Raw genomic sequence first — 24,613 nt, 5'->3', positions numbered from 1 at the left:
AACTGTCCATGTATTGAATTGAATTTCACTCTTTTATTTGCATCCTGTGACACAAAATCGCATAATTTTAGGAGTTCTGATTTGGGGAGTTACAGCTTGGATTCCTCCTTTAGGCTCTGATTTGTGGGCTAATGGCGAGAGTCTTTATGGTGTGCATTGGTGGGACTTCAACGGTTCCCAAGTTGGTGATGGTGCTGAAGGGGGATGGAGCACGGAGACAGTGCTGACCCACTCGGTACCATGGTGGGGGGCAAACTATTTTCAGCCCCTCTACCAGTCAATCTATGCCAATCAGGGAGCATCGATCATCACTCGGATCGACTACGACTGGGGGCAGACTATACCTGCACCGACGAATCCTGATCGGGCTGACTGGGCAAATTCCGTGCTTGATGTGGTTAATACGTTGGGCGGTCAATCCAATGTTTGGATCCTGGGTAACGAACCAAACATCATTGGAGAAGGCACAGGGTGGACGGATAACAAGATTACTCCCCAGGGTTACGCCGAAGTTTATCATGAAATCTGCACTGCAATCAAAGCCGTTCGACCTCAAGATGAGGTACTTGTCGCACCCCCGAGTCCCGGCGGTGTGATCGCAGGAGTGCGCTGGATGGCAGGCAATACCTGGCTTTCTCAAACTATCCAGGCGATTCAAGCGATCCCCGGTAGCGGGATCGATGGATTTGGCCTGCACGCATACGGCAATCCATTTGCCTCGGCTAGCAACGCCGTGACAGAATTTCACAATTCCTTTGTCTCTCAATTGGCCGTTATCGATTCCTATGGTGAACACGATACTTCAGTCTACATAACCGAATGGGCCCGCTCTACGGCTACAACTGGCAATCAGGCTATCAATGAGGCAGTCACCGCAGACTTCATTCGCGGTTCCTTTGCGGATGTTCACGCTTGGAACCAGACGCCTGGCAATCACAACATCATTTCAATGAGTTGGTTTGTCCACAATCAAGATTATGGCGGTTGGAATGAGTACTCGCTGGAGTATTGGAAGGGAGTTGGCAATCCGGTGGGCAACTCAGGTGATCTCTGGACAGCATTCATTGAAGGAGCCAGCTATCCAGCGGGTCTCAAGGGTACGCGACCGTTCCCAACGGGACCTGCCATCGGCGATTTTGACGACGATGGCGACGTCGATGGAGCGGACTTTCTACGTTGGCAACGCGGCTTCAATCTCACCGGAGGTGCCTTCGCTCACCAGGGAGATGCAAATGGTGACGGGCTAGTAGACGCAATTGACCGCGAGATATGGCAGAACTACTATGGCTCGTCAGGGCCCCCGAGTCTTGAAAGTGTTCCAGAGCCAAAGGATCTAATATTTCTGTCTGTTTGGATGACTATAGCGATAGCACCGAGGTTGTTGAGGTATTACTTAGTCCTTGTCTAATTTCAAGACGAGCCAGTCTCCAATAGTGTCGCGAGCCACCTCTTCACCCAAAGTTGTCTCAGTATTGTAGGTTGCAGGAACTTTCAGCGTAGGATGAGTGACCTCGATTTTGTAGGTGCCACCAAAGAGACCTCGCATTCGCGCTTTTCTTAAGTCATCAGGCAACTCATCAACCGCTACGGATATCTTGGCAAAGCCCTTGGAGTCGGTCGTACCACTGGCAACTTTCGGGCCGTCCCCCAAATAGCTTTCGGGAACGAATCGCACTTCGGCGCCTTGCAATGGCCGAGCGCCAATCGTAACCTCGACATCGAGAGTACGGATCCCCATGGCTTGATCGTCCCAAAGTTCGACTCGCTCGGTTATCTCGTCGCCAGACACCAAACCGTCAGCATTTTGATCGTATTTATCTAAGTATTTTAGGACTCCGGGCACAGCCGCTAATTCATCCACGTTGAGTGTGCCATCGCCATCCTTGTCATAGAACTCGATCGCCTGATCGCCAGCTTGATCTGCGTCAATATCCACTGGTCGGATTGCCGTAGGACCTGAACTGCACCCAGCCAACGCCAAGTTGCAGATGACCAGTAGAATAACGAAGTCTTGGCAAAATCGCTCATTCATGAAAAATCTTTCGGGCATAGCAAATGGATCAGAAGAGATTCTATCTATTCTAAAAAATCCGCCTCTTTAGAGGTTTTCAGAGACATTTTTATGATTTCAGCCATGTGCAAGAAAGTGCAGGGGTTCAAATGGGCGACACAAGATTCGAACTTGTGACCTCTACGGTGTGAATCTAGACTAGTGCAATGGCACTATTGACGTTTTCCTCTGTATCTATAGTACTTTACTCACTTTCAATGTGCTTTGCAATCCCTTGCACGGCATTGCATTGTTTCTCGAAGATTACGGGTACTTCAGAGATCGGCAAAATGGCAAGCGGGTATTTATCCGCTTAGCTAAGAAGCAGGGCAGGGCGATTGCATCACTCGCCTTCGATCTTGTCCCCACCCTCCCTTGCGGTGTCGGCACATCGATGATGGCTATCGACTGCGAATCATGTCGGGTTTGGACTCGTCTAGAGCGACAGAAGGACACTTGAGTTGCTCACGTCCAACGCCGATCTGACGACTGAATTCGCCAGAGGATTGAGGCCAGATTTTAATCCCGGTTGGGGGGCTTCAGGTACCATCGGCATAGCGTACTAGTTCACCTGCTCCCATTTAGAGGTTTCGCACTCAAGCCACCGACGCCAAAACGCAAGAACGCCTAATCCGCTATAAATACCAGTGATCCACAACTTTCGAGGATTGCAAGGCTTGTTATTCGTTGCCAAAACTCGGCAGTATTTTCGTGTAGTGGGGTAGGGGGAGTATGAAAAAAAGATAGAAGGAAAGACGTCTTTCTAGTTTTGCAAATCTTTCCCTTGTAACCTTAAGAGAGAGAAGTCTACTTACAGTTTCAGAAGGCTCAAAAGAGGTACTTCTTCCGGTATGACTCTGAATTTGGTGCTATACCTTCCCAAATTCGTACTAGACAAAAACCAAGCCATTGCATTTCTATACGATGGGGAAGTGAAAAGTGACTTGCAGCACAGACGCTATTGAATTCATAGCATATCAGATGGAAATTCATGGCTGAAGATCGAAATCGATCTTTTGCTCACCCTCAACCACCTCGCACTTGAGATCGCTGGAATCTGAATTGCCATATCGATCTGGGATCGGTACGTATTTTAGCTGCGGCTCGTCGGATACAGATTTCATGGGACCCTGAGGTGGCTGCATCATTGGGGACGGAGTGTGGGAGGTCACAGTTACCGATGTGTTGGGATCGACCTGGGCCCCAACTACTACAAAGTTTCCATTTTCGATGTTTCCGGAGGTTACTTTACCATTCTTGCTGATGAAGGCGATGGTGCCAGTCGTGATCGGCACGTCTTGAAGGGTCACTTTGCCAGAGATTCTCGCGGACTTTGGCCCACAACCCGTCACCATACTAAGGAGCAGGATGGCTACGAATGTTGGCCAATGTCGACGAAGTGAAATACGGCTTTTACTTAGAATGCTGTTTGCCATCAAGGTACTTCCACAACTTCCGAGCCATTGGCCGTACACAATGCCCACCATGTATCACCATTCATTCCTTCCTGAAGAGTCCGAACACTACCATCGCCCATACCGACGTTCATAACTCCCGGGTGCGAGGACTGGGCGAGTCGTGGATTGCAAGGACCTGGAATTGTAAGACTCTCTCGTTCGTGCGGCCACGGACTGCTCTGAAACATCGACTGATTGCCCTGGATAAAAGCGGCAAAGGTTGGCTGCCAATAGTCAAGCCAGTCCCAGCGTGCCCACATGGTTCCACCATCGGCCTTGCCAGCCGGATATGGACCTGTCGAATTGCAATTGGCATACTTTTCGGCGAAAAAGATCGTGTTCGAAACGCCATCGCCGATCGTCTTGCCGAGCTCCGCTTCACCCCGCCAGTAAGCAAGATTCCGCTCGTGACACGTATTAGTCAATCTCGCTGGATCGGTATTAAAGGCAAAGACTTGGAAGTTAGATGCGTAGCAACTCCCGCCCCACCCCCAGTTTGGTTCGACATAAGGCTGAGAAGAGTCCGTTGGACAATTATACACATCGACAGATTGCCATCCCAGTTGCCGTCGACTGTCGTGTGAACCCTGTTGTTGGGTGTAACTACAGGGGTAGTCCTGGTCGACAGTTGTCTCGATGCGCGATACTTCGTAGAGGTTTGTTTGCTCGACATATGGCAGTAGGTGGAAGAAGAATGTGCCGAAACTCCCGTTCTCTTCGCTACCGAACCAACCAAACTGGGGAGGCAGCTTTCCCCTCGCACTCTGAATATTCTGAGTCGCCAATCCTATCTGTTTCAAGTTATTCTGGCATTGTGATCGCCGAGCTGATTCACGTGCCGATTGTACAGCGGGAAGCAGCAACGCTACTAGCACGCCAATGATTGCAATCACCACTAGTAATTCGACTAGTGTAAAACCTTCTGTGCCTTGCAGCCGCTTTCGGCGAAAGTCTTTTTGAAGATTGCTGAAAAGATTCCAATTCATCGAAGCAGTCCCGTTCATATTGTTTGTCGTCAGCAAACGAAAGGCAACACACAGACTTGCCAGTGAGTTGAGTCTCCAACCATTACCAAATAAACTGCTACCGGGTACAGTCACCGCAACCAGGTCCTCAAGAATTGGCGAGCTACCTAAAAGGCAATTTCATCGTTCATTATCCATCTTTATTCGACCGCCTAAGATTCTGGTCTCCCTTCTCAATTGCAAAATCAAATTCGTTCGAACCTGGAACAACCTCAACAGTCCAACCCGATGTGCTTGGGTCCGCGTACTTTTCTGCAGCCAATTGTCGAATATGGGGATTCCCCCCATCCTTACTGGGAGTAATCTCGGACACGCTGATCGCCACGTCGTACTTTCCTTCTAGGGCACCCTTGGTGGAGCCTGTTTCCAGAATAAACTTGCCTGATCCGTCTACATTCGCAATCGCTGGGGCACCATTTCCATTCGCGGGGAAGAAAAGGACGATACACTGCAAGTTGTCAGAACCACGCACAAGTTCACCATCCAACGCCACGCTTCCCGAGACAAAGGGCAATCGTTGTCCACACCCAACTAGAGACAATGCAAGAAAAACGAGGCTCAAGCGAATGGTCCCAGCAAATGTTTCGCCCCAAATCGGCTTGGGAGGCGTCAAGCTTCTGGTCGTGCCAAATACTCTTGCGTAAGGTTGTGAACTGAACCCAACACTCTTGTAGAGTGAACTACTACACCGCGCAGGCCCATGCTGAGGTCCAATCACAGTGCTTCTCCTTCATTCCGCGTACAACTCGCGCGAAAGAGACCATGGTCAGTAGCATCATCAAGAAAATGTACCGAACCATCAGCGTAAACAAACTGTACCCCACCAGGATGCCTGCTCTTGAAACCACGAGCATTAGACCAATCATTGCGAAACGCCGTGGGGTTGGGAGTGTTCGTTCCATAGTTGAGCGGAATGTTGCAACTGTTCCAGTCGCCATCAGCGTAGAAGGCCACGGAATGACCATTGAGTGCAACAATATCCTCGCCAACCATGGCAGTGTTACTCATGCCGTCGCTAATCGAGCCAATCTTGATAGGTTCTTGGAGTGTTTGACGAAAGAAAATCCCTCGGCAGCGCGTGTCGTGGTGGCAATCTCTTGGATTGCTCGCCGAATATCTTGGGTCGATGGTGTCGTAATTGCCGCTAGGATACCGAGCGCTGTTGTTGTGAAAGACGCTTCCCGACTGACCCGAAGAGCCCAGCCAGGTATCTCCCAAAACCCCTTTGTAGCTTGTAGTTGCTACCTTTCTTGCCCAATTGGGAGGAATCTCTTCTTCGGTTTCAGCGTCATCGCTGGGGCAATGGAGGGAAGCCAATTGAATCTCCATTAAATCACAAGCCGGAGCTGAGCTAATTCCTGCGTTCCGGGGCCGTGGCGGCCGATCTGGGCAGATATTAGTTTTTGGCATCTTCCCCTCGAAGGCACTTGCCGCAGCAAAACGATCATAGAGGGACTGCTGCTCAAGGTATGGAAGTGTACTCAGTATCCAGCCTGCCCCTGGTTGATCAATACCCCCGGCATTGTCCCACCCAGTCCCATAGCTGATAGGGAAGTAGCCACGCGCCGACTCATAGTTAAGTGCGCCTAATCCAAGCTGTTTAAGGTTATTTGAGCATTGGATTCGCCTCGCTGCTTCCCGGGCTGCTTGGACAGCAGGCAGTAGTAAGGCAACGAGTACACCGATGATTGCAATCACAACTAGTAATTCGACCAGCGTAAAGGCGCTTTCACCGGACGTCTGCTTTTTTAGAGAGCCATGATGAACCCTCCCGATCAGCTTCTTGTTCATCAAGGTAATTCTCCTCGAGTTTCATCCAGATATCTGTGATGATCTCGGGCCGCCACTCAATTCCACTAATGCGAAACGACCGTAGCCTACTATTGGTAATCCACGACCAAACCATCCTGACGATCGCCCATGGCATTAAACACGATTAAGTCGATATCGTAGGTGATTTGAGTCACATGGCCATCCGCGAAGACAGCGTTTAACCCGCCTGGGTGAGAGGAGCCAAAGTTAAACCCATAGCCCTGTGGCTCTTTAGCAGGCTGTTCTATATCCGGGCCTGGTTGGTAGCCCGTGTAACGAACAATATCCGGGTCCCAGCCATCGGTCCAACCGATGTCATCGTACGGAGCTCCAATCTGGTATAAGTTGGTAAAAAGTCGCTTCTCGCCAAGCGCCATCGTATTCGAGAGACCATCGGTGATGTTCCTTGTTTTGCAAGGATCTGACATTCCTGTCCGCACGATCACGCCCTGATAGCTGACGGGATATTTATTGTTCTTGAATCTGATTTCTTGTTGGGCAGCACTTAGCACGTCGCCATGTGTGATGCCTTGCCAGAACCACGGATCATAGCTGGGACGGCTGACATCAAGTAGGTTGGCAGGCGTCGAGCTGGCGTAGTCGGTAAGTGCGCATCCCTCTAGACAGGCATCCGGATTCTCTAAAGTCCCTTCGTAGCTAATCACGATTCCACGCTTTGACGGACAATTGTAAAGTGGCACCGGAGTTCCACGGACGACTCGATCGCGCTGCGCATCTCCAGCACCATATCCTTTCGATAGGTTCTGCAATGCCGCATTTTCGACATACGGAAGTATTTGCACCATCCAGCCATAGCCTTTGCCAAAACTTACCGATGCATCGCCCTCATCGTGCCAAGGCTCGGAGCCGCCCGTAGGGAATGCTCCCGTCGCGCTCTCATGATTGAGCATGGCGAGGCCCATCTGCTTGAGCTGGTTGACGCATGTAGTGCGCCTCGCCGCTTCGCGGGCCGCTTGAATAGCTGGTAATAGTAGAGCAACCAATACTCCAATGATGGCGATCACTACCAGTAGCTCTACAAGCGTAAAGGCCATTTTACGATTGGAACTCGGTTTCATCATTCGACTCCGGCGAAATGAAGGATAAATAAACAGGCCAAGTGTAATACAACATCAATACGAAGGACCCAAATAAAGCACCCCTCGTCAAATCAAGTCGCAGCTGAATCCATCCAAGTATTCCTTGCCGACACCCACGGTCGAGTGATGAAAAAGGCTCTGGGACAGATTCACGGTTTGCATTGGAATCACCTAAAAGATCTTCTTCTAAACCCACTCAACGCTAAGGCACTGGTGAGCATCAATGTTAAGGCACCCGGCTCTGGAACGGCTGCAATGATTGGGGCAGACATCGCGGTGACGACAGTCTGCATGCCTGTTGTACCGTAGTTAGTTTGCCAGTCGGCTAAGGCGCCCACATTTGTGTCGCGTTGCCATTCCAAGAAATCCGCTCCGTCGACAACGCCGTCATCGTTAAAGTCACCGGGGCCACCTACAACAGGACTGAGGGCTATGTCTACAGCCCCGGGAACGCCATTGCCGTATAATTTGCTGGCATCTCGATAGCCTTCCAGAACTCCTACGAAATCACCGGGTAGAGTGAGTTGGCCCGATCCAGAAATGTCAATGTACGAGCCAGGCTGAATTGAACTCTGAGTCCCACCTGCATGAATGTTATTCAAAGCCATCAGTCCGCCGTCGAGGATGTTTACTACTGCAGTGCCGCCTTGTGCTCCCGAATCAAGAGCATTAATCGTGCCAAGACCGAGAATGCCTCCTGTTTGGTTGAGAGTTCCGCTAATATTAACTTCAGCAGTTCCTTTCACTCCCCACCATAGATGGTTCGCGACGTTCACCACTCCACCACTGTTGATATTAAGGTAACCGAGTGTGTCACCCGGACCGTCATTGGGGCCCCCCTTGCCAACCCATAGAATCCTGCCAACGTCCACCGTAGCGCCATCATTTACATCCATATAACCTTCGGTGAAGTTATTATTTCCGACAACCACATCTTGGATTGCTGAAAGGACTCCGCCACCATTGACTTCCATGGTCCCAGCCTCATCAACGCCTATGAGAAGTCTTTCGAAAGCTGGAGCCGCATAGTCCAAGGTAACTGTACTGCCTGCCCAGTTTACTCGGGCTTCATCACCGGCGACCGGGACACTTGATCCAGGTTGATCAGGATTGACGCCCCAGCCAGGAGTTATTCCGTCACTGACATTTTCCCATGCACCGCCGGTCCTATATCGAAGAGTCTGTTGGGCCCTCGATTGACTAGCCATCGTAAGGACAGCCACAACAAGAACTGCTAATACGCACACATTATTTGTTCTTTTCATCAAAGCATCTCCCTCAAAAAAAAGTAATTCGTCTTATTTCGCACAACTTCTGCTAGCTGCGTTGCAACTACCTTCGTACAACCCAATCAAACCTCTAAGTCAATGCTTCGCCAAGTGAAGATACGATTGGGAGTTTCGCATGAAAGCGAAAAACACGGCCATACATTGGCTTGGCACCTCCTCTACTTCTCGAAAAGCCATGGCAAGCGACGTAGGCCAAAGTCGGCCGGCGTTACTTCGCCACGTTTCGCGTTCGCTAATCTGCCCCGATAGCCAATCGCGATTTAGTAAACTCTCTGTAAGTTCGTTCAACTCCAAAGAACTAAGTTGCGTATAAAAACTGAAATCTTCTTAGAATCTTATTGCCTGATCCGGCATTTTCGCGAATGCGATGGCCCAAGTGTCTAGTTCTTGAATAACCTGAAAAGCCCGGTCAATTCAGTGGCTGGATTTAGTGCCACCCCCGCGTTCAGTCCTGACTATACCAAATCTGGTCTATGTGTCAAGCGTTTGCCCATTGAAATTCCTAAATTTCCTGATGTAGCTCCATTCGATTCGAGAAGCCGGTGAACGGCAAAAACATCCTCCTGTCCACAACAGCCTCCAAAATATACTTAGAATCAAGGCAAATACTTACTTTTCTCAGCAAAGAGAGGGATCACATATTCTGACGGCGGTCAGATCCACTCAGGATGAGAGCACTGGCAAGCATAAGAACCAGAGTTGTGGGCTCGGGAACGCTATTCAGCGCAGTTTGGGCTCCGGTGACGCCATAGTTGTTCTGCCAGTCGCTTAAATTCCCCACACCAGGGTTGCGTTGCCACATTTGAAAATCGGCCCCGTCGACATCACCATCTCCGTCGAAATCTCCCGCGAGCACGACTTGGACCAAGGTATCTGTCCCGTCGTAACTTACTTGGATGGTGCCAGTTGCACTGTTCGTATAGAGCAATCCATCGGCAATCAAGTTATTAATCTTGGCGGTTGAGTCCGAGCCGACGATGACGATCAGGCCGTCGTCGCCGATCTGAATTCCCATCGTGTTACTGTTCGCTGGGGCGAGATAGGTGCTTAAGTCTCCGTTCGGTGCGAATTTGATATCCGACGTGCGCAGGGTTCCCGTCGTAACGTCGAGCAAGACATCCACATCCATTGAAGTCGTGGCAGGAAGGAGCCCATACCGATCACCCAAAATGACATCCCCAATGTTGTCGACCATGCCAGCAATTGTCACCGTGATATCTTCATCATTCATGAACTGCTGGCCGTTTTGTTTGCCGTCGTGTTGACCGAGCAAGAAATTACCACCAACAATGAGCGAGGCACCTGTCTGGACATCGAAGCCAATATCGCCACTATTAAATGAGACGAAGAGGTTCGATGCGAGGGTCACATCCGCACCTGCCTCAAGATTAAACGTCTGCCCGGCCTCGTCGACGCCAAACAAGAAATCATTGGCGATGATCGTTGAGTTGAACGTCATGTCCGTGCCAGACCGATCAACTCGTGCCCTGTCACTAGGACCGGGGATACGCGGTGGGTCTGGAGTCACGTCATCCGCATTCCAGTTGGCCAGGTCCGTATAGTTCCCGACAAACATACCTGTTGCGGTACCGCGTCCCCACCGAATTTCTGCTGGCGTTGTCGGCGCTGCTTGCGTTGCGTTGCGGAGAATATCAAGATATTTATTTCCATAGCCCTCATAGAATCTACCTTCCGTAAGTTCCATTCCTCCGGGCGTATCGTCGGTATTCGTGGCAGGGCCTATTACGCTTGCTTCGATCTGGGTGTCTTCGTGCCATTCATTAAACGAATTCACTAAAATCAGATCGTTGATATTCACATCTGTATTTGGCAGGACTGCATCTTGAAGCATGGCTTCCATAGCACTACCAAATGGTTCACTCGGAAAATACCGGGCGGCAGGGGGATGCCCAGGTCTGACGGCCTTGTCGTTGTAGCCTGGTGCCAAACCAGGAACAAAGGCGACCCCAGCGTTGTTGGCCACATTTTTAGCTGAAGAATAGATTTGATCTAATTGATCAATTTTTGCTTGATTAACTACACCATCCCCGAAGACCTGTCCGTAAACATCGAAACTAGTTATCGCGTCCATATTTGCTACACCACTCGATACGGAATTAAAGAGATGATCACCAATGATGTAGGGATCGTAGCCATACTGATTCTGCATCGTCGTACGCATATTGTTTAGGGCTGTAGCTCCTGCGGCGTCATCGAAGAACACACGGCTCAGGTACATTACGACGACTGGGCGACCGTCGATCCGCATATAATTGGGATCACTGAAGATATTTGTTGCCAAATACTGGAAATCAGGGATCAAGTTTGAATAGTTCGGGTTGTTATGGTTCCCTAGGCGGCCTCCCGTCTCGTAGTGAATCGTATAGCTGAGTTCCGACGCACGGGGATGAGGAAGGATGTTGTTGCGGATGGTTTGATTCTCGTACGAATTCGGCCCCCACCAACTCATCGACCACATTGAGATGTTGCCCAGGTGGCTTTGGTCGATGTGCGCTGAAATTACGTTCGCGTCTCGGCTACTATATTGAGGCCCTACCGCGGGCAGTTGGGTGTTGGGCGTTGTATGGGCACGCAGTGTCTGATCAAAAGTATGTCCACCTTGACCGGCCCCCCACCAAGGGTAGTAATAGACTCCGACCGTAGGATCCGCTCTGCAAACTCCAGTAAACCCAAGTAGCAGGTAGAGGGGCAATGTCCCTTGGAAGCATCGAATCATAAAATCCCCATCTCTCGTATGTTCTTAGGTCACAGAAACCACTTGATAAGAAGCCAGACAGCCGATACCCTGACTATACCAATATTGGTCTATCCGTCAAGGTTTGGCTTGAAATTCTCCTAGAGCACCAAATTGGCGCAGGCATTCGTCGGGCTGTCGCCCAGATTCGGGAAAGAACGCGTGTTGTTTCCGATGGTTTGATTATACACATCACTTTCTGACAAGACCTGCGAGCGGGCTAATCAAATGGCGAGAATTCGGTAAAAGCTAAGAACGGATACTTCCAGGAAAACAAAGGAATAGAAACTCATGTCGCAGGTTTTCTCGAGACTCTTGTGCACAAGCTTGTTAGTGATCTGCTGCGTCCGTAGTTCTGCAGATAACCCGAACATCGTAGTGATTCTGGTTGACGATATGGGCTACGGTGATCCCGGGTGCTTCAATCCGCATTCGAAAATTAAGACACCGAACATTGATTCGATAGCTCGAGATGGAATGCGATTTACCGATGCGCATGCGCCTGGACCGCTCTGTCACATGTCGAGATATGGATTGCTGACAGGGCGCTACCCATTTCGGACGGATGTGTCGCGCTGGCCCGAGCAGCCGTTGATTGAACCAGATCAGTTGACGATCGCTTCCTTGGCGAAACTTGCGGGCTACAATACGTCGATGGTCGGTAAGTGGCATCTTGGCTTCCAAGAGAACGGTTACGACAAATCTTTACCCGGCGGTCCTACTGATTGCGGGTTCGACTCGTTTTTCGGTATTCGAGCCTCAACAGATATCCCACCTTATTTCTATATTCGAGGCAACGAGGCCGTCGCGCCGCCGACCGACAAGATCGCAGGCCACCACAGTCCAGGTTGGCATTCGAATCAGGGTGAGTTTTGGCGAGCAGGTGGAATTGCTCCCGATCTTAAATTACATGAGGTGCTACCTCGGTTCACTGACGAAGCGATCCAGGTGATTCAAGAGCACGCGTCAAACGATGGTAACAAGCCCCTCTTGCTCTACCTCGCGTATCCGGCTCCTCATACTCCCTGGCTTCCCTCGGAATATTTTGCCGGTAAGAGTGGCGCAGGATCCTACGGTGATTTTGTGATGATGGTCGATGCCCAGATAGGCAGAGTCCTCACAGCGCTTGAAGAAGCCAACATGACCGACGATACGCTGCTGGTTTTCACCTCCGACAACGGTCCCTGTTGGTACGACGTGGATTCCGAACGATTGGGGCACGACGCTACGGGGGAATTTCGTGGGATGAAAGCGGATGCTTGGGAGGGGGGGCATCGCATGCCACTGATTGTGCGCTGGCCAGGGCGAGTCAAGAGCGACACTGTTAGCGATCAACTGGTATGCTTCACCGATTTTCTGGCAACCTTTGCTTCCGTGATGGGAGTCCCACTACCGGAGGGTGCCGGTCCCGACAGTTTCAATTTCCTGACTGCACTAACCGGTCAATCTGCAGACGATACTTCCGTTCGCAATCAGTTCGTAATGCGTGCTGGTAGCCTGCCTTCGATGATGACAATCCGTAGCGGAGATTGGAAGCTAATCACCCAACTTGGTTCGGGGGGATTCTCAAAACCAAAACTCATCGAACCTGTGGCAGGTGGTCCGTCAGGCCAACTCTACAATCTTGCCGATGATCCTGGTGAGACAACAAATCTGTATTTGCAGTATCCAGACATCGTCGCCCAACTGACGATGGACCTGAATCAGACGGTTGAAGAGGGAAATAGTCGAGACTCCGGAAGCGATGTTAGCAGCGTCGCCGTCGATCGTAGCACGCTCACGGGCAAAGTCATGTGTGGCTATCAGGGGTGGTTTAATTGCGAAGGGGACGGTGCGCAGCTTGGTTGGAAGCATTGGGCGAGAAATCGTAAACAACTCTTTGCACCGGGGAACGTGACCGTCGATCTGTGGCCCGACTTGTCCGAGTTTGATCCGGATGAACTGTACGACACCGGTTTTGAGAACACCGACGGCAGCCCAGCCAAGGTCTTCAGTAGCAATAATCGGAAAACTGTGTTGAGGCACTTTCGATGGATGCAGGACTATGGAATTGACGGAGTATTTCTCCAGCGATTTGCCAATGGATTGAGGGACAAAGTGGTGCTGCAAAACTATGACACTGTGCTTGACCATGTCCGCCAAGGAGCCGAGCAAACAGGTCGCTCGTTTGCGATAATGTACGATCTCTCCGGATTGAAAGCTGGCGAAGTGAAAAACGTTCGTGACGATTGGCAGAGGCTGAGCAGCGAAATGCGACTGACCGAAGACGCGGCCTACCAACAACATGATCGAAAACCGATCGTTGCCATTTGGGGCATGGGTTTTGGCAGCAAAAGCAAGCCTCGCGAGTACTCGCTTGCGGAATGTCGAGAACTGATCGAATCCTTAAAGGAAGACGGCTTCTCGGTGATGCTAGGCGTTCCCACAGGCTGGCGGAAATTAGAACGAGATGCGATTCCGGATCCGCAACTGCATGAGGCTCTCAAATTGGCTGACGTGATTAGCCCATGGACGGTTGGTAGGTACCGTAATGAAGAAGAAGTTGCCCAGCATATGAAAAAGCACTGGCGCCCTGACCAACGGTGGTGCGACCAGCACGAGTTGTCTTACATGCCAGTCGTCTTTCCTGGCTTTAGCTGGCACAATCTTCATGGTGGCGACCTCGATTCCATTCCTAGGCAGAAGGGGAAGTTTCTCTGGTCGCAGGCCATTGGTGCAAAGCAAGCGGGTTGTGAAATGCTATACGTAGCTATGTTCGACGAAGTCGACGAAGGAACGGCGATCTTAAAATGCACCAACCAGCCACCGACAGGCAACGGAGGGAAGTTCCTTACCTATGAAGGTTTGCCAAGTGATTTTTACCTCCGACTCGTCGGCAAGGCAGGAGAAATGCTCCGCGGGGAAATTCCAAGGACGAAGGAAATTCCGTAAATTGCTCTTTGACATTTTTTCAGAACTGCACACTCGTCGAAAGTCAATGCACTCATGAATGAGCTTTTTCAAACCCTGATTCGTATCCAACTTCTGTTTGCGGTTTCCGTGTCGGCATCTGCCGAAGATTCGAAACCGAACGTGCTTTTTTTCGCGTTGGACGATATGAACGATTGGGTCGGGGCGTTGGGCCACGAACAAGCTGTTACGCCGAATATGGATCGTCTGGCGAGATCGGGCGTCAACTTCGTTAATGCCCACACGGCTGGAGTCTTCTGCGCGCCATCGCGGTCTGCCATCTTCACGGGACGACATGCCAGCACCACGGGATGCTACACAACACAGGTCTATTTCCACGATCATCCGGAGATCATCCCGCTGCAGAAAGTTCTGCAAGAAGGCGGCTACGCAACGTTTGGTGCAGGAAAGCTGTTTCACCATCCGGCTGGATTCGTCGATCGGCGAGGTTGGGATGAGTTCTTTCTGCGCAACGAGGAGCAGAAGAACAGAGGCTGGCCCCTCGAGAGCTGGACTGTGGATGACCCCGCTTTACCAATTCCCTACCCTAACAGCATTTTCAATCACGACCGAAAGCCAGCAAATGAATTCTTCTTGGAGTGGGGCAAAGTACTCAATGAAGATGAGGAGAAGATGGCCGACACCATTCGCACTGAGTGGGCTTGTGATCTATTGAGGAAGAAACATAACAGGCCGGTATTCGTGGCAGTCGGACTCTACGCCCCACATTTCCCTAATTATGCTCCAGAAAAGTATTTTGATCTCTATGATCCCGACAAAATCGAATTGCCTCCTTCTCGGACCGACGATCTGGAGGACTTACCGCCAAAGATACGCAAGGCGAAAGAGGCACGCGCCGCTCATCACAAACGCTTGGAAAGGCTGGGGGCGGTTGATGATGCAATACTTGGTTATCTTGCATGCATCTCCTACGCTGATGCAATGCTGGGGCGGTTGCTCGATGCGATCGAGTCGGGGCCAAATGCTGACAACACGATCGTAGTGCTATGGAGCGACCATGGCTATCACCACGGCGAGAAATTTGACTGGGGAAAGCACACACTCTGGGAGCGCACTTCAAATGTGCCGTTCATCTGGTCGGGTCCTGGCATTACTCGAGGGGTCGAGGTGAATGCGACAGTCAGTCTGATGGATATGTTTCCTACACTGATCCAGTTGTGTGCCGTGCCGGATGGGATGTCTCGCGACGGCGTCTCACTGGCGCCGGTGTTGAAGGATCCGGCGTTGGCGAAGGACCGCGACATTCTGCTGCCGGGGATGAAACCGGGAGAATATGCCATGATGAATCAAGATTGGCGCTACATCCACTATGCGGATGATGCCGAAGAGCTCTATCACGTAAAGCAGGACCCGAACGAATGGGACAACTTGGCGTTGCATCCAGAATACAAGCACATCAAGAGAGAGCTGCAAGCGGCCGCTCCGCAGGCATTTGCAACACCCGGTCCGAACAGAGGTGAAATCAAGCTCGTGATCAAGGGAGAAGACTTTGATTGGGCCCCCAAGAAGCGAGCCGCTCCATAAGTATTGCCAGATTCACTGCTACTGTCGGAGCAGAATGATTTCAAGGTTGTTGGGGCAGATTTCTAGACGCGATCGGCAGTCGACGAGAGAGACTCGGCTCGATAATCCCGTGTTAGGATTGCGTTTGTCTCGGGAGAGTCCAGGAAGATTTCTTGAGGGCATCACGACGGGTGATGGAGGAAAACACATGCGATCCTTATGCCGAAGGTTGTAATTAGGTAGCGCCAGTCATGGTTGCGCTAATCCCGCATCACAGTGTTTTCGCAAGTACGCGATACTCTTCAAGAATTGCGATCGTTGATGTTGTTGATCGAATTCGTCTTGGTCAGCGCCAGCTTCAGGTTTATCAACGTCCATTGCGTGCCCCTGACGACACAGCCTCAAGAAGCCGATGATTCCTTTCGCCTTGAGGTTGGGGAAGCCTTCCCAGAATTCGTCTTCCAGATACGGGATCGGACGTTGACTATTAGAAATGGTTTCAACGAAAAGCGGCACCCCAGGGCACTGGGTTGCCAGGTGATTGACATACGCTGGAGCGTCCATCAAACCCTCGCCGATGGCGGTCCATTGAAACGTAGCGCCCTCTGCGGACTGCCACACCGTATAGTCACGAATGCTGCTGCAGACCGCGTAGGGGCCCAGCGTCTGAACGTGCTGCATCGGATCTTCCATGGACCACAGCGCGTTGCCAGGGTCCAACATCGAGCCGCATACATCGGTGCCAACTTCCTGAATCAGAGCCAGTACTTCTTCTGACCGCAGGTCGCCCGCGTGGTTTTCGAAGCCGAATTTTACACCCGCGTCCAGAGCGCGGCTCTTGAGTGCTTTGAGTACCTTGATGGATTCGGCGATTCGGGATTCGATACCCCCTTCGCTGTAGCGGTCGTTGATGCTTCCAATTCGGACGTTGACGACAGGTGAACCAACCGTCTTGGCGACATGAATACCTTTCGCGAGCAGCATCTTGGCATCGCCATGTTCATTTGAGAAGGAGGCCGACCTTTCACATATTCCTCCAGCACCAACATAGATCCGCATATTGGCCTTATTTGCTAACTCCTTTAGGCTTAGCAGGTGCGAGTCTTCGAGGCTTTTGAAATAGTTCAGGCCATTGAGTAGTACAGCATCAAGCTTCTGCTCGGCGGCAAACTTGATCAGCGAAGTCGCCTTCCACTTCATTCCCCTCAGCGAGTAACCGTCCAGCCCAAGTGGCACTCTCAAAGTCTTACCGGAGTTGGCGGCCAGAAATCGGCTCGGAATGACAGTCGCTGCCAGGAGTGCTGTTGTACGATAGAGGAAGTCACGACGTCTCATGGTGTGTACTCCGTTATGCCAAATATTATTCAGCCAGTAACCTGAAACTTTTCCTGGAGCTTCATTCGACGACTGCTAGTTGTAAGGTGCACTTGATAAGCCAGTGAATCAATCATGCTGACTCGCCAGAAATTGCTCGCAGAGAAAGCTGAGGAAGAAAAAAGGTTGAACTAAGCCACGCCATAGCTTAGTTCAACCCGATTTTCAGACTATGGCTTGGCCACGTCCAAGGAACCACTCTCGATTAGCGGCGCTTGCTGATCAAGATTCCTCCAAGGCTTAGGCCCAGCAGTAGCAAGGTTGCAGGCTCTGGGACGATGTAAGCTGTGGTGAAGCCAGGGTTCTTAGTCTGGTTGATCGTCAGTGCAGTCGATCCACCATCACCAACAATCTTGCCTGCGTTTGCGTACTCATTCAGCAGGCCCTCAAAATCACCAGGAAGGGTCAATTGACCGGAGCCGCTAATATCTATGCTCGATCCAGCCTGAATTGAGGGCAAACCCGGATTTCCGGAAATATTGTTCAGCGCCATAAGCCCGCCGTCCAAAATACTTACTGTGGCAGTACCGCCAGAGGCAGTAGAAGCGTTACTCGTGCCCAGTCCGAGAATACCACCATTTTGTTGGAGAGTTCCACTGATGTTTACGGTAGCGGTTCCAGTAACTCCCCACCACAGATGGCTCGCAACGTTAACAACTCCACCAGTGTTGATATTGATAAAACCGGTAGAGTTGTTGTTTGCCGCCCACAGAATTCTGCCGACATTCACAGTTCCACCATCGTTAACGGTCAGCGTGCCAGTAGCGTTGGCATTGTTGTTTCCAGCAAGCACATCTCCATTTCCTGTGCTGGTGGTGGTGGAAATTACTCCACCGTTATTGACCTCCAGTGTACCGCTCTCATCCACGCCTATTTGAAGGCTCCTAACATCTGGAGCAGCGCCGGCTAGCGTAACCGTGTTGCCGCCCCAATTAAATCGGGCGTTATCGTTAACGCCAGGCAGACCGGGGGCCTGCCAGCCGAATCCATCTACAGCCACAGTAGCAAACCAGTCGCCACTCGTCTGGTAACGAATGTCTGCGGCGGTCAATTGGCCAGCCATCACCAAGACGGCCACTAAACTCAATAAACTTGCTCTTTTCATGAGCTCATCTCCCTCGCAAAAAAGTAAAAAAGTAGTTCGTTTGACACTAAACCAATAGTGCTACGTCAACTACAGAATTCCTCGCACGTCGACTATTTTTTGGCAAATCACGTCGAACTAATCAGCACGAAAAGTCTTAATATTCCTAGCTAACCGTCAGCCCAGGATCTCGTCGAAAAGTACATGTATAAGTAGTGAAGAAGCAATGAACAAGTCCCACTATACCAATATTGGTCTGCTTGTCAATATTTTTCAGGGGGATTCTCAGGGAAATAGCCAATTTTTACCGATTCGACTGCAATTTCATTCAATTGGAACTACACCAGGTTTGGACCATGTGTAGATGTCAACAAAAACAGCCGTCTGTATTGCCATTGAGCACCTGTGTTTCGGGTTATTCTCTCGGGGTTCTCATGGTGACTTCGATACAGTCTTCCCGTGGTCGGGCTTGTTCGTGCGGATAATAATACAGGTCGATAGAAACCGTGTCGCGCAAGAAGTTTATTTCCCCCAATTCGAGGCGGCTTAGTTTCAAACCAGTTCTCTTCTCAAGATCGGCCACTAGCTCAGCGTGATTCTCAGGTCGGATGAGATCCACCTTCTCATAAACAATCGTTTCTCGCATTTCACTCTTGAATAAGGATATGTTTTCCAACACAGCAGCCAAGCCCATGACGGTGAGGTTGGTAAATGCCAATTCCATATAGCTCATTTTCTTGTTGGCAAGCGAGTTGACCACACCCACTCCGATGACCATGAAGAGATAAGTCATTTCCTTGATGGGAATCGTGCTGGTACGGTATCTCAGGATGCCAAAGATTGCGAAAAGGCCCAAAGCCATCCCCAATCCCAGATCGAACTTCTTTAGCGTAAAGCAAATGAAGAAGACCATCGTGTTGATCATGAAGAAGGTGAATAGGCAGTCTTTATTGTTTGAATGTTTGTAGTAAACGAATCGTACGATTACCGTCACCACAACGAAGTTGAGCAAGTATCGAAAGAGCAACTTGAAGATATCGTCGTCGAAGTACGGAACATCAAGGTATTCTATATTTATTTCAGCACGGGATAACGATGCGTCGTTCATATTTACTTCTAGTTCAGGCAATTTTGCTAATCGAGTGGAGCTTGGATTTAAAGAGATTGCATTTCAAATGGGGCTTGAGAAGTACCGTACCCAGGCAGTATTTACTCACTCGCATCTGCCGAACATGGTGTCGGCGTAGATGCTCTCGCATCGGTGAGCGGCGATCGTCGAACTCCTGTTTGACTTCTGCAATGATGATATTAGGCATGCTGCGCCGTGTATCGCCATCACTGAATGCAAGATCAAGATCGAGGGTAACACGTTCAGGTTGATTGCGATTGACCAGTGTGATTCGGGAGAAGGAGCTCCATAGTTGGGGGATCAGCTCGGGAAAATATCCGGTAACTGCTTCGATAAAACTGCGCGACGAGGGAGAAAGTGATTCTTCAAATCTGTCAATTGCAATTCGCTGTTTCTTGGTCCGGCCTTTGTTATTCTTCGCCTTCACCTCCAGGAAACATGTCCCTGACGATTGATATTGGCGAATCCTGAATTTGTGTCGGTTTAGCTTTCCATTATGATGTTGCCGATAACACTCATGACCGGGTGTGTCAAAGTACAGCGTACTGTAGGGAGAAAGCCGAACGGCTTCGATGCACAGCACACGGTAGGAATACCTGATGCTCTCCAATAGCTCAGGCAGATGGGCAATGCCCAGAACATACTTGGTATCAATGCGATTCATTAACGCATGGGAGTCCATCTCAGCGAGGCTGATCGGATCCATGGTATTCAATGTTTTTTGGACAATGGGCATCTGTAGGTAGGTGCAATGTCTCTCAGTTCCAGCAAAAAGCTCCAATTTCTCTAGGCCAAACAATGACTCGGAAATCTGTGCAACGCAAGGCTATTTGCAACCTCGATCCAATGCTAATCAGTCCTCTGCTCAAGCGAGTTACAGGATTGTAAAATCTTCCTCCAAAACGGCGTCCCAGAATTCGTCGTCAGTTCGCCGGTCATCTATGGTCTCAAAGACTTTGGATTGTGCGGAGTTGGCTGAAATCATCGCCTGCTCTAGCGAGAAATTGGATGTGGCGGGCTGCTGTAATTGTTCAATTGCGAGATCGACCGAGGCAGCATGTTCAAGCTCTGCCTTTTCTGGGCCAGAGGAGAGGGGCGAGGCGATAGACAGCGAGATAAAGCCAAGAGAACCTATTGATGCTTCGCTGCTCAACTCGGATGAGTAATTCGGCGAGTTGTTTTCTGTAAGCCCTATTAGCGCGGAGACTGTAGCCGTGTTCTCGCCATAATGGGATTGCCAATCACTAAGATGGTTTCCATCGTAGGAAGTTCCATATCCCCGAAGCCAAGCTAGAAAGTCGGCGCCATCCACATCGAAGTCCTGATCATAATCGCCCGGTTGTCCCACCGTTTGCATCCCTGGCGTACCATTTCCGGAACTCGCTCGCCAATTACTCGGACTATTGTAATTTCCAGCGGTATCAATCACTTCTAGAGAAGGTCCACCTCCATCAGGACTCGTTGGCCAAGGGGCATCATCGGAATAGGTAAAGTCATGGATAATCTGGTCATTGCTATCGACAAGAACAACATGATCACCACCGTTGGAGAAATCGTTCGTATATTTCCCTGCAATCAACATCCCATTGCCATAACGGGCATCAAATGCGGCTTCATTTTCGACTACTACAACCGTAGCGCCTGGTGCAATTGTAGTGACATTCGACGTACTAAAGTCAAACGATACTCCTTCCATGAATCTCACGCCATTGAGGCTGATCGTGTCGTTGCTTATGTTATGCAATTCGACAAACTCGAAATCGTTGTCCTCGATCCCTGGGGCCATGGCGAGCTCTGCAGGCGTCGGATTTGCTGGGTGATATTGCAGTTCCGTAATACGTAGATTAGTTGCATCCGCGGGGACTTCGATGGAATAGAGCCCCTTCACCAGACCACTCCAACCACCGAAGAAATCGCCCGAGCCTTTTGCTCTAGCGGTTATTTCAGTAGTTTGGCTAATTGGAATGGAGCCGTTGTAAAGCATGGCTCCAGGTTTAATCCCCCCGCCATCGGCCCGTGGATCGCTTCCATCGAGCGTGTAGTAGATATTTGCACCCGGCGCAGAGAGAGTTACGTGAGTATTGACAGCTACGTTGCCAGGTTCAGGACCAAGCGTAGGCGGTGATATAGTCTGAGTATCGATCCAGTTCGCTCGCTGGACCAACCAATTTTCGAGATGGCTAATCTCACCTTCCCAGCCAGTCAGGCCTGGGTCGGCCAGAGGCCCTCCGTTGGGCGCGATGCCGCTGCCCCATCTGGCGGCATTGCGAGCTTGGGCCTGGGTAAGTTGATCAGTATGGCTTTGAAGCGTGGCCCGGAGATTGGCATCGCTAAAAACGGTTTGACGAAGTTCTTGCCAGCGGTCGACCCAACGTTGCTCAAAGTTGGCGTCCTGAAAGAGCTTGTTCCAATACTGAGTAACCCAGAAATAGGCTTCATCCACCATCCATTTGGTGGGATCCTCGGTTCGATCATCTTCATCGGGGCCCATCGCACGATCGAAATCCCAAAGTGGTCCATAGGCCAGCTTACCGCCTCGGTCCTTCGTCAGATAAGTGCTCAATCGCCACGCGTCGGGATTGCCTGAAAAAGCATTGAACAGATGGAAATCAATGGCAGCTTCGGCGTCAAAATAGGCTTGATAGCCTAGATTTGGATCTGTGGAATTGGGGCCGAAAAGTGCGTCTTCAAAATCGTCAATATAATTGCGTATATAGTCGACTTGGGCCTGTGTCATGTCGATTCGTTCTGGTTCGACATGGATGAATTGACTGTTCCCCGAAGGATAATTTCGTGCGGAATCCCAACTAGCGTCATCCGGCTCGGGTTCATCAACCTGAAGAATGTAGCCGCCACTGATGTCCGGCGCGGAGTTTTGTGTGGGAGTAAGCTCAGAGATGTCAACGCGATTAGAATCTCGCTTGATGACCTCCATCAAAACGTAGGTGCCCACATAGTCATTATCCGTGAGTTGACCACCATCGTAGTTGGAATAAACATCGACATATCGAGTGCGCGGAGCCCAGGTGCCGGTCTGACGACTCAGATCGTAGATTAAGGCGTGTCGCACCATGGTTCGATCAATGGTCCATGGTGCGTAGAGAATCCAATCCGACTCGGAAGGCATGCCAAGCAGCGATTCGCTCTGGTCCTCACCAAAGTTGTCGCGCAATTCGATTCGCAGATTTAACTTCGGCTGGCCGAAGGTGCTTTTTCCACGTCGATGTTGGCCGATGACGGAAGTGAGATCGGCGGGTGCTGCCAAGGAACTTAGTCCGGTATTCGGATCGACTTCATACAAGGCCAGAGTGGAGTCCTGAAATTCTCGGTCGGGGATTCCCCGGTTCAAGTTTTCCAGGACGATGATCGGGAGATCCGAGGTCACACTACCTACCGACGAGGAGGCCTTGACGAAGGTTTCGGTTTTATTATTGCCAACTTGTCCCACGGGGCCATACGCGCGAGCTCGAATCTGTTGGGTCGAATTTACCGTAAAGGCTCCGGTATAGAGCGGTGAATTGATGTCGGGGTTCGTACCATCGGTGGTGTAGCGGATCGATTCATTGGGCGCGGCAGTCATATTAAGTTGGAACGAGTTTACAAAAATCCCTCCCGCTCTTGAAAATTGAACATCGGAAGCACGTAAATTGGTATTCGGCAGATTGGGTGTCGGCGAGGCCAAACTGCCTATCACCACTGGCTCGATCACGCCGCCCGAGGTGAGAACCAGGTTGGAGACCGAAAGCAGGTCTGAGCTGCCGCTACTCGTATTGAGCATGTGGATAGCGAGCGTATTGGCTCCGACATTCAGTGTTGAAGAATATTGGCTTAGATCAAAGTTGACGTAATCCACCGCCAGCCCATCCGGGTGATCGCCGGTGGCGACGGAGTTGTATGCTCCCAAGGCAGGTGCATTTGCACTAGCGACTCGAAAGCCATTGATGTATGCGATGAACCCATCGTCATACTTCATCTGCAGCTTGTCCAAGATGGTATCTGTGTCGGGAACCGCAAAAGACATCCGCACGTAGACGGAAGCTGTCCCCTGGGGCACCGAAGTTTGGATAAGACCCGCATAGTCTGCAGGCGAATTCTCGTAGCCAATACTTGCTGTTCCAATCTGCCAACTCAAGTCGTTGAAACTAGGGTCCATCCAAATTGAATCGACAGCGCTATTGGATGGAATCAGGTATCGAGCACTACTGTCGGGGGTGACCGCGTTGGTGAGAGTAGTATCCATCGCCAAGCCATAAGACACATCTGAAATCTGTGCTGGGTAATCGATTCCATTCATGCCAAACTCGGAAACGACACTACCAAACGGATCGATGAGGGCCAAATACTCGCCATCGGCCGAAAGGGAAAAGTTTGTATGAAAATTGCCTGCCGAATCAGGTGTATTGTTTCCCGATGCAAAAACGGTCAGAAAGTCACCCGATCCAAGCACGTTGCTGGGAAACACCCATTTGTTGGTATCAGTAGCGTTGTCGGTTAACCGATACCCGGCGAGATCGAGGGCCTGATCTCCCTTGTTATAGATCTCAATCCAATCGGGCGTTGCGCCATCACCATCTTCCAGCGTATTGCTGTTGGACGCCATGAATTCGGTGATGATAGGGTTTGCCGCAAGCATCTCCCGAGACTCAAGGGTTTCGAAGACCAATTTCCTATTTCGTAGACCCATTTAATGTCCTGATTAGTATCTAGAATTGCCTAATTATCTACTTCCATGAAAGACCACCTTGGTAGTCGTTCCATCACTTAAAACTAAATGGGAGGAATGGCACGCCATGCGGGACGAGAAGCCCAGGGAGCTATCGGTCGACCCATTGGACACAGTCAGAAGAGAATAAGGTAAAAAAGGAATTGCCACCAACTTGCGAGTTCGCTTGATCTATTACGGCCATTCTAACATCAACAAATGGCCAGCATTCCTTAGTGTACCAGTATTGGTATATTTAGCAAGCTTTAGACATTAAGATCTAGTTAGGGTTGTTTTTGCAATTTTCCCATAAAAAAATCGCCAAAAACTTCCATGGAGTACCAATTTTGGTATAATCTAGTC

At 50.5% G+C, this 24,613-nt stretch carries 16 protein-coding genes; 3 read left to right on the top strand and 13 right to left on the bottom strand.

Annotated features, from left to right (window positions below; translation table 11 throughout):
• Positions 1-46 precede the first annotated feature (46 nt).
• Positions 47-1,408: a glycosyl hydrolase gene (locus Pr1d_RS17500; protein ID WP_148074730.1), complete on the top strand. Its 1,362-nt coding sequence runs from the start codon at positions 47-49 to the stop codon at positions 1,406-1,408.
• On the opposite strand, the gene Pr1d_RS17495 is transcribed toward Pr1d_RS17500, so the two are convergent.
• From Pr1d_RS17495 to Pr1d_RS17460, 8 genes are all read right to left on the bottom strand, one after another.
• Positions 1,394-2,032: an EF-hand domain-containing protein gene (locus Pr1d_RS17495; RefSeq protein ID WP_148074729.1), complete on the bottom strand. Its 639-nt coding sequence runs from the start codon at positions 2,030-2,032 to the stop codon at positions 1,394-1,396. The two genes, Pr1d_RS17500 and Pr1d_RS17495, sit on opposite strands and share 15 nt — an antisense overlap.
• Before the next feature lie 1,007 nt (positions 2,033-3,039).
• Positions 3,040-3,486 carry a hypothetical protein gene (locus tag Pr1d_RS17490; protein ID WP_148074728.1) on the bottom strand — a complete coding sequence of 149 codons (447 nt, stop codon included), beginning with the start codon at positions 3,484-3,486 and terminating at the stop codon, positions 3,040-3,042.
• Positions 3,486-4,493, bottom strand: a complete 1,008-nt coding sequence (locus tag Pr1d_RS17485; protein WP_168205315.1) for a DUF1559 family PulG-like putative transporter — start codon at positions 4,491-4,493, stop codon at positions 3,486-3,488. Before Pr1d_RS17485 ends, Pr1d_RS17490 begins: the two co-directional genes overlap by 1 nt.
• Positions 4,494-4,662: 169 nt before the next feature.
• Positions 4,663-5,094, bottom strand: a complete 432-nt coding sequence (locus tag Pr1d_RS17480) for a hypothetical protein (RefSeq protein ID WP_168205314.1) — start codon at positions 5,092-5,094, stop codon at positions 4,663-4,665.
• Positions 5,095-5,246: 152 nt separating this feature from the next.
• A complete protein-coding gene (locus tag Pr1d_RS17475) occupies positions 5,247-6,323 on the bottom strand; it encodes a DUF1559 domain-containing protein (protein ID WP_148074725.1) in 1,077 nt (358 codons plus the stop codon).
• Between the two features lie 89 nt (positions 6,324-6,412).
• Positions 6,413-7,426 (bottom strand): DUF1559 domain-containing protein, encoded by a 1,014-nt coding sequence (locus tag Pr1d_RS17470; RefSeq protein WP_148076435.1) that lies wholly within the window; start codon positions 7,424-7,426, stop codon positions 6,413-6,415.
• Positions 7,427-7,611: 185 nt separating this feature from the next.
• The gene (locus Pr1d_RS17465; protein WP_148074724.1) at positions 7,612-8,709 is read right to left on the bottom strand and encodes a hypothetical protein; all 1,098 of its coding nucleotides are present in this window, start codon (positions 8,707-8,709) and stop codon (positions 7,612-7,614) included.
• 658 nt (positions 8,710-9,367) lie between these two features.
• The gene (locus Pr1d_RS17460) at positions 9,368-11,470 is read right to left on the bottom strand and encodes a DUF5010 domain-containing protein (protein ID WP_148074723.1); all 2,103 of its coding nucleotides are present in this window, start codon (positions 11,468-11,470) and stop codon (positions 9,368-9,370) included.
• A gap of 309 nt (positions 11,471-11,779) precedes the next feature.
• On the opposite strand from Pr1d_RS17460, the gene Pr1d_RS26345 reads away from it, so the two are divergent.
• Both Pr1d_RS26345 and Pr1d_RS17450 read left to right on the top strand, forming a co-directional pair.
• The gene (locus Pr1d_RS26345) at positions 11,780-14,419 is read left to right on the top strand and encodes a sulfatase-like hydrolase/transferase (protein WP_238476529.1); all 2,640 of its coding nucleotides are present in this window, start codon (positions 11,780-11,782) and stop codon (positions 14,417-14,419) included.
• Between the two features lie 54 nt (positions 14,420-14,473).
• Complete coding sequence (locus Pr1d_RS17450; RefSeq protein WP_148074722.1) at positions 14,474-15,982, top strand: sulfatase; 1,509 nt, start codon at positions 14,474-14,476, stop codon at positions 15,980-15,982.
• Between the two features lie 228 nt (positions 15,983-16,210).
• On the opposite strand, the gene Pr1d_RS17445 is transcribed toward Pr1d_RS17450, so the two are convergent.
• The 5 genes from Pr1d_RS17445 to Pr1d_RS17425 form a co-directional block, all read right to left on the bottom strand.
• Positions 16,211-17,296 (bottom strand): sugar phosphate isomerase/epimerase family protein, encoded by a 1,086-nt coding sequence (locus Pr1d_RS17445; protein ID WP_148074721.1) that lies wholly within the window; start codon positions 17,294-17,296, stop codon positions 16,211-16,213.
• A 244-nt stretch (positions 17,297-17,540) separates the two neighbouring features.
• Positions 17,541-18,440, bottom strand: coding sequence for a PEP-CTERM sorting domain-containing protein (locus Pr1d_RS17440; protein ID WP_148074720.1), 900 nt, complete (start codon positions 18,438-18,440; stop codon positions 17,541-17,543).
• A 394-nt stretch (positions 18,441-18,834) separates the two neighbouring features.
• On the bottom strand, positions 18,835-19,527 hold the full coding sequence (locus Pr1d_RS17435) for a DUF4956 domain-containing protein (protein ID WP_210417758.1): 693 nt from the start codon (positions 19,525-19,527) through the stop codon (positions 18,835-18,837).
• A gap of 13 nt (positions 19,528-19,540) precedes the next feature.
• Positions 19,541-20,254: a polyphosphate polymerase domain-containing protein gene (locus Pr1d_RS17430; protein WP_168205313.1), complete on the bottom strand. Its 714-nt coding sequence runs from the start codon at positions 20,252-20,254 to the stop codon at positions 19,541-19,543.
• 168 nt (positions 20,255-20,422) lie between these two features.
• A complete protein-coding gene (locus Pr1d_RS17425) occupies positions 20,423-24,211 on the bottom strand; it encodes a CotH kinase family protein (RefSeq protein WP_210417757.1) in 3,789 nt (1,262 codons plus the stop codon).
• Positions 24,212-24,613 lie beyond the last annotated feature (402 nt).

Source organism: Bythopirellula goksoeyrii, assembly GCF_008065115.1.
Classification (GTDB): Bacteria; Planctomycetota; Planctomycetia; order Pirellulales; family Lacipirellulaceae; genus Bythopirellula; species Bythopirellula goksoeyrii.
Note: the sequence above shows the minus strand (reverse complement) of the source record. Positions and strands in the feature narration are given on the sequence as shown.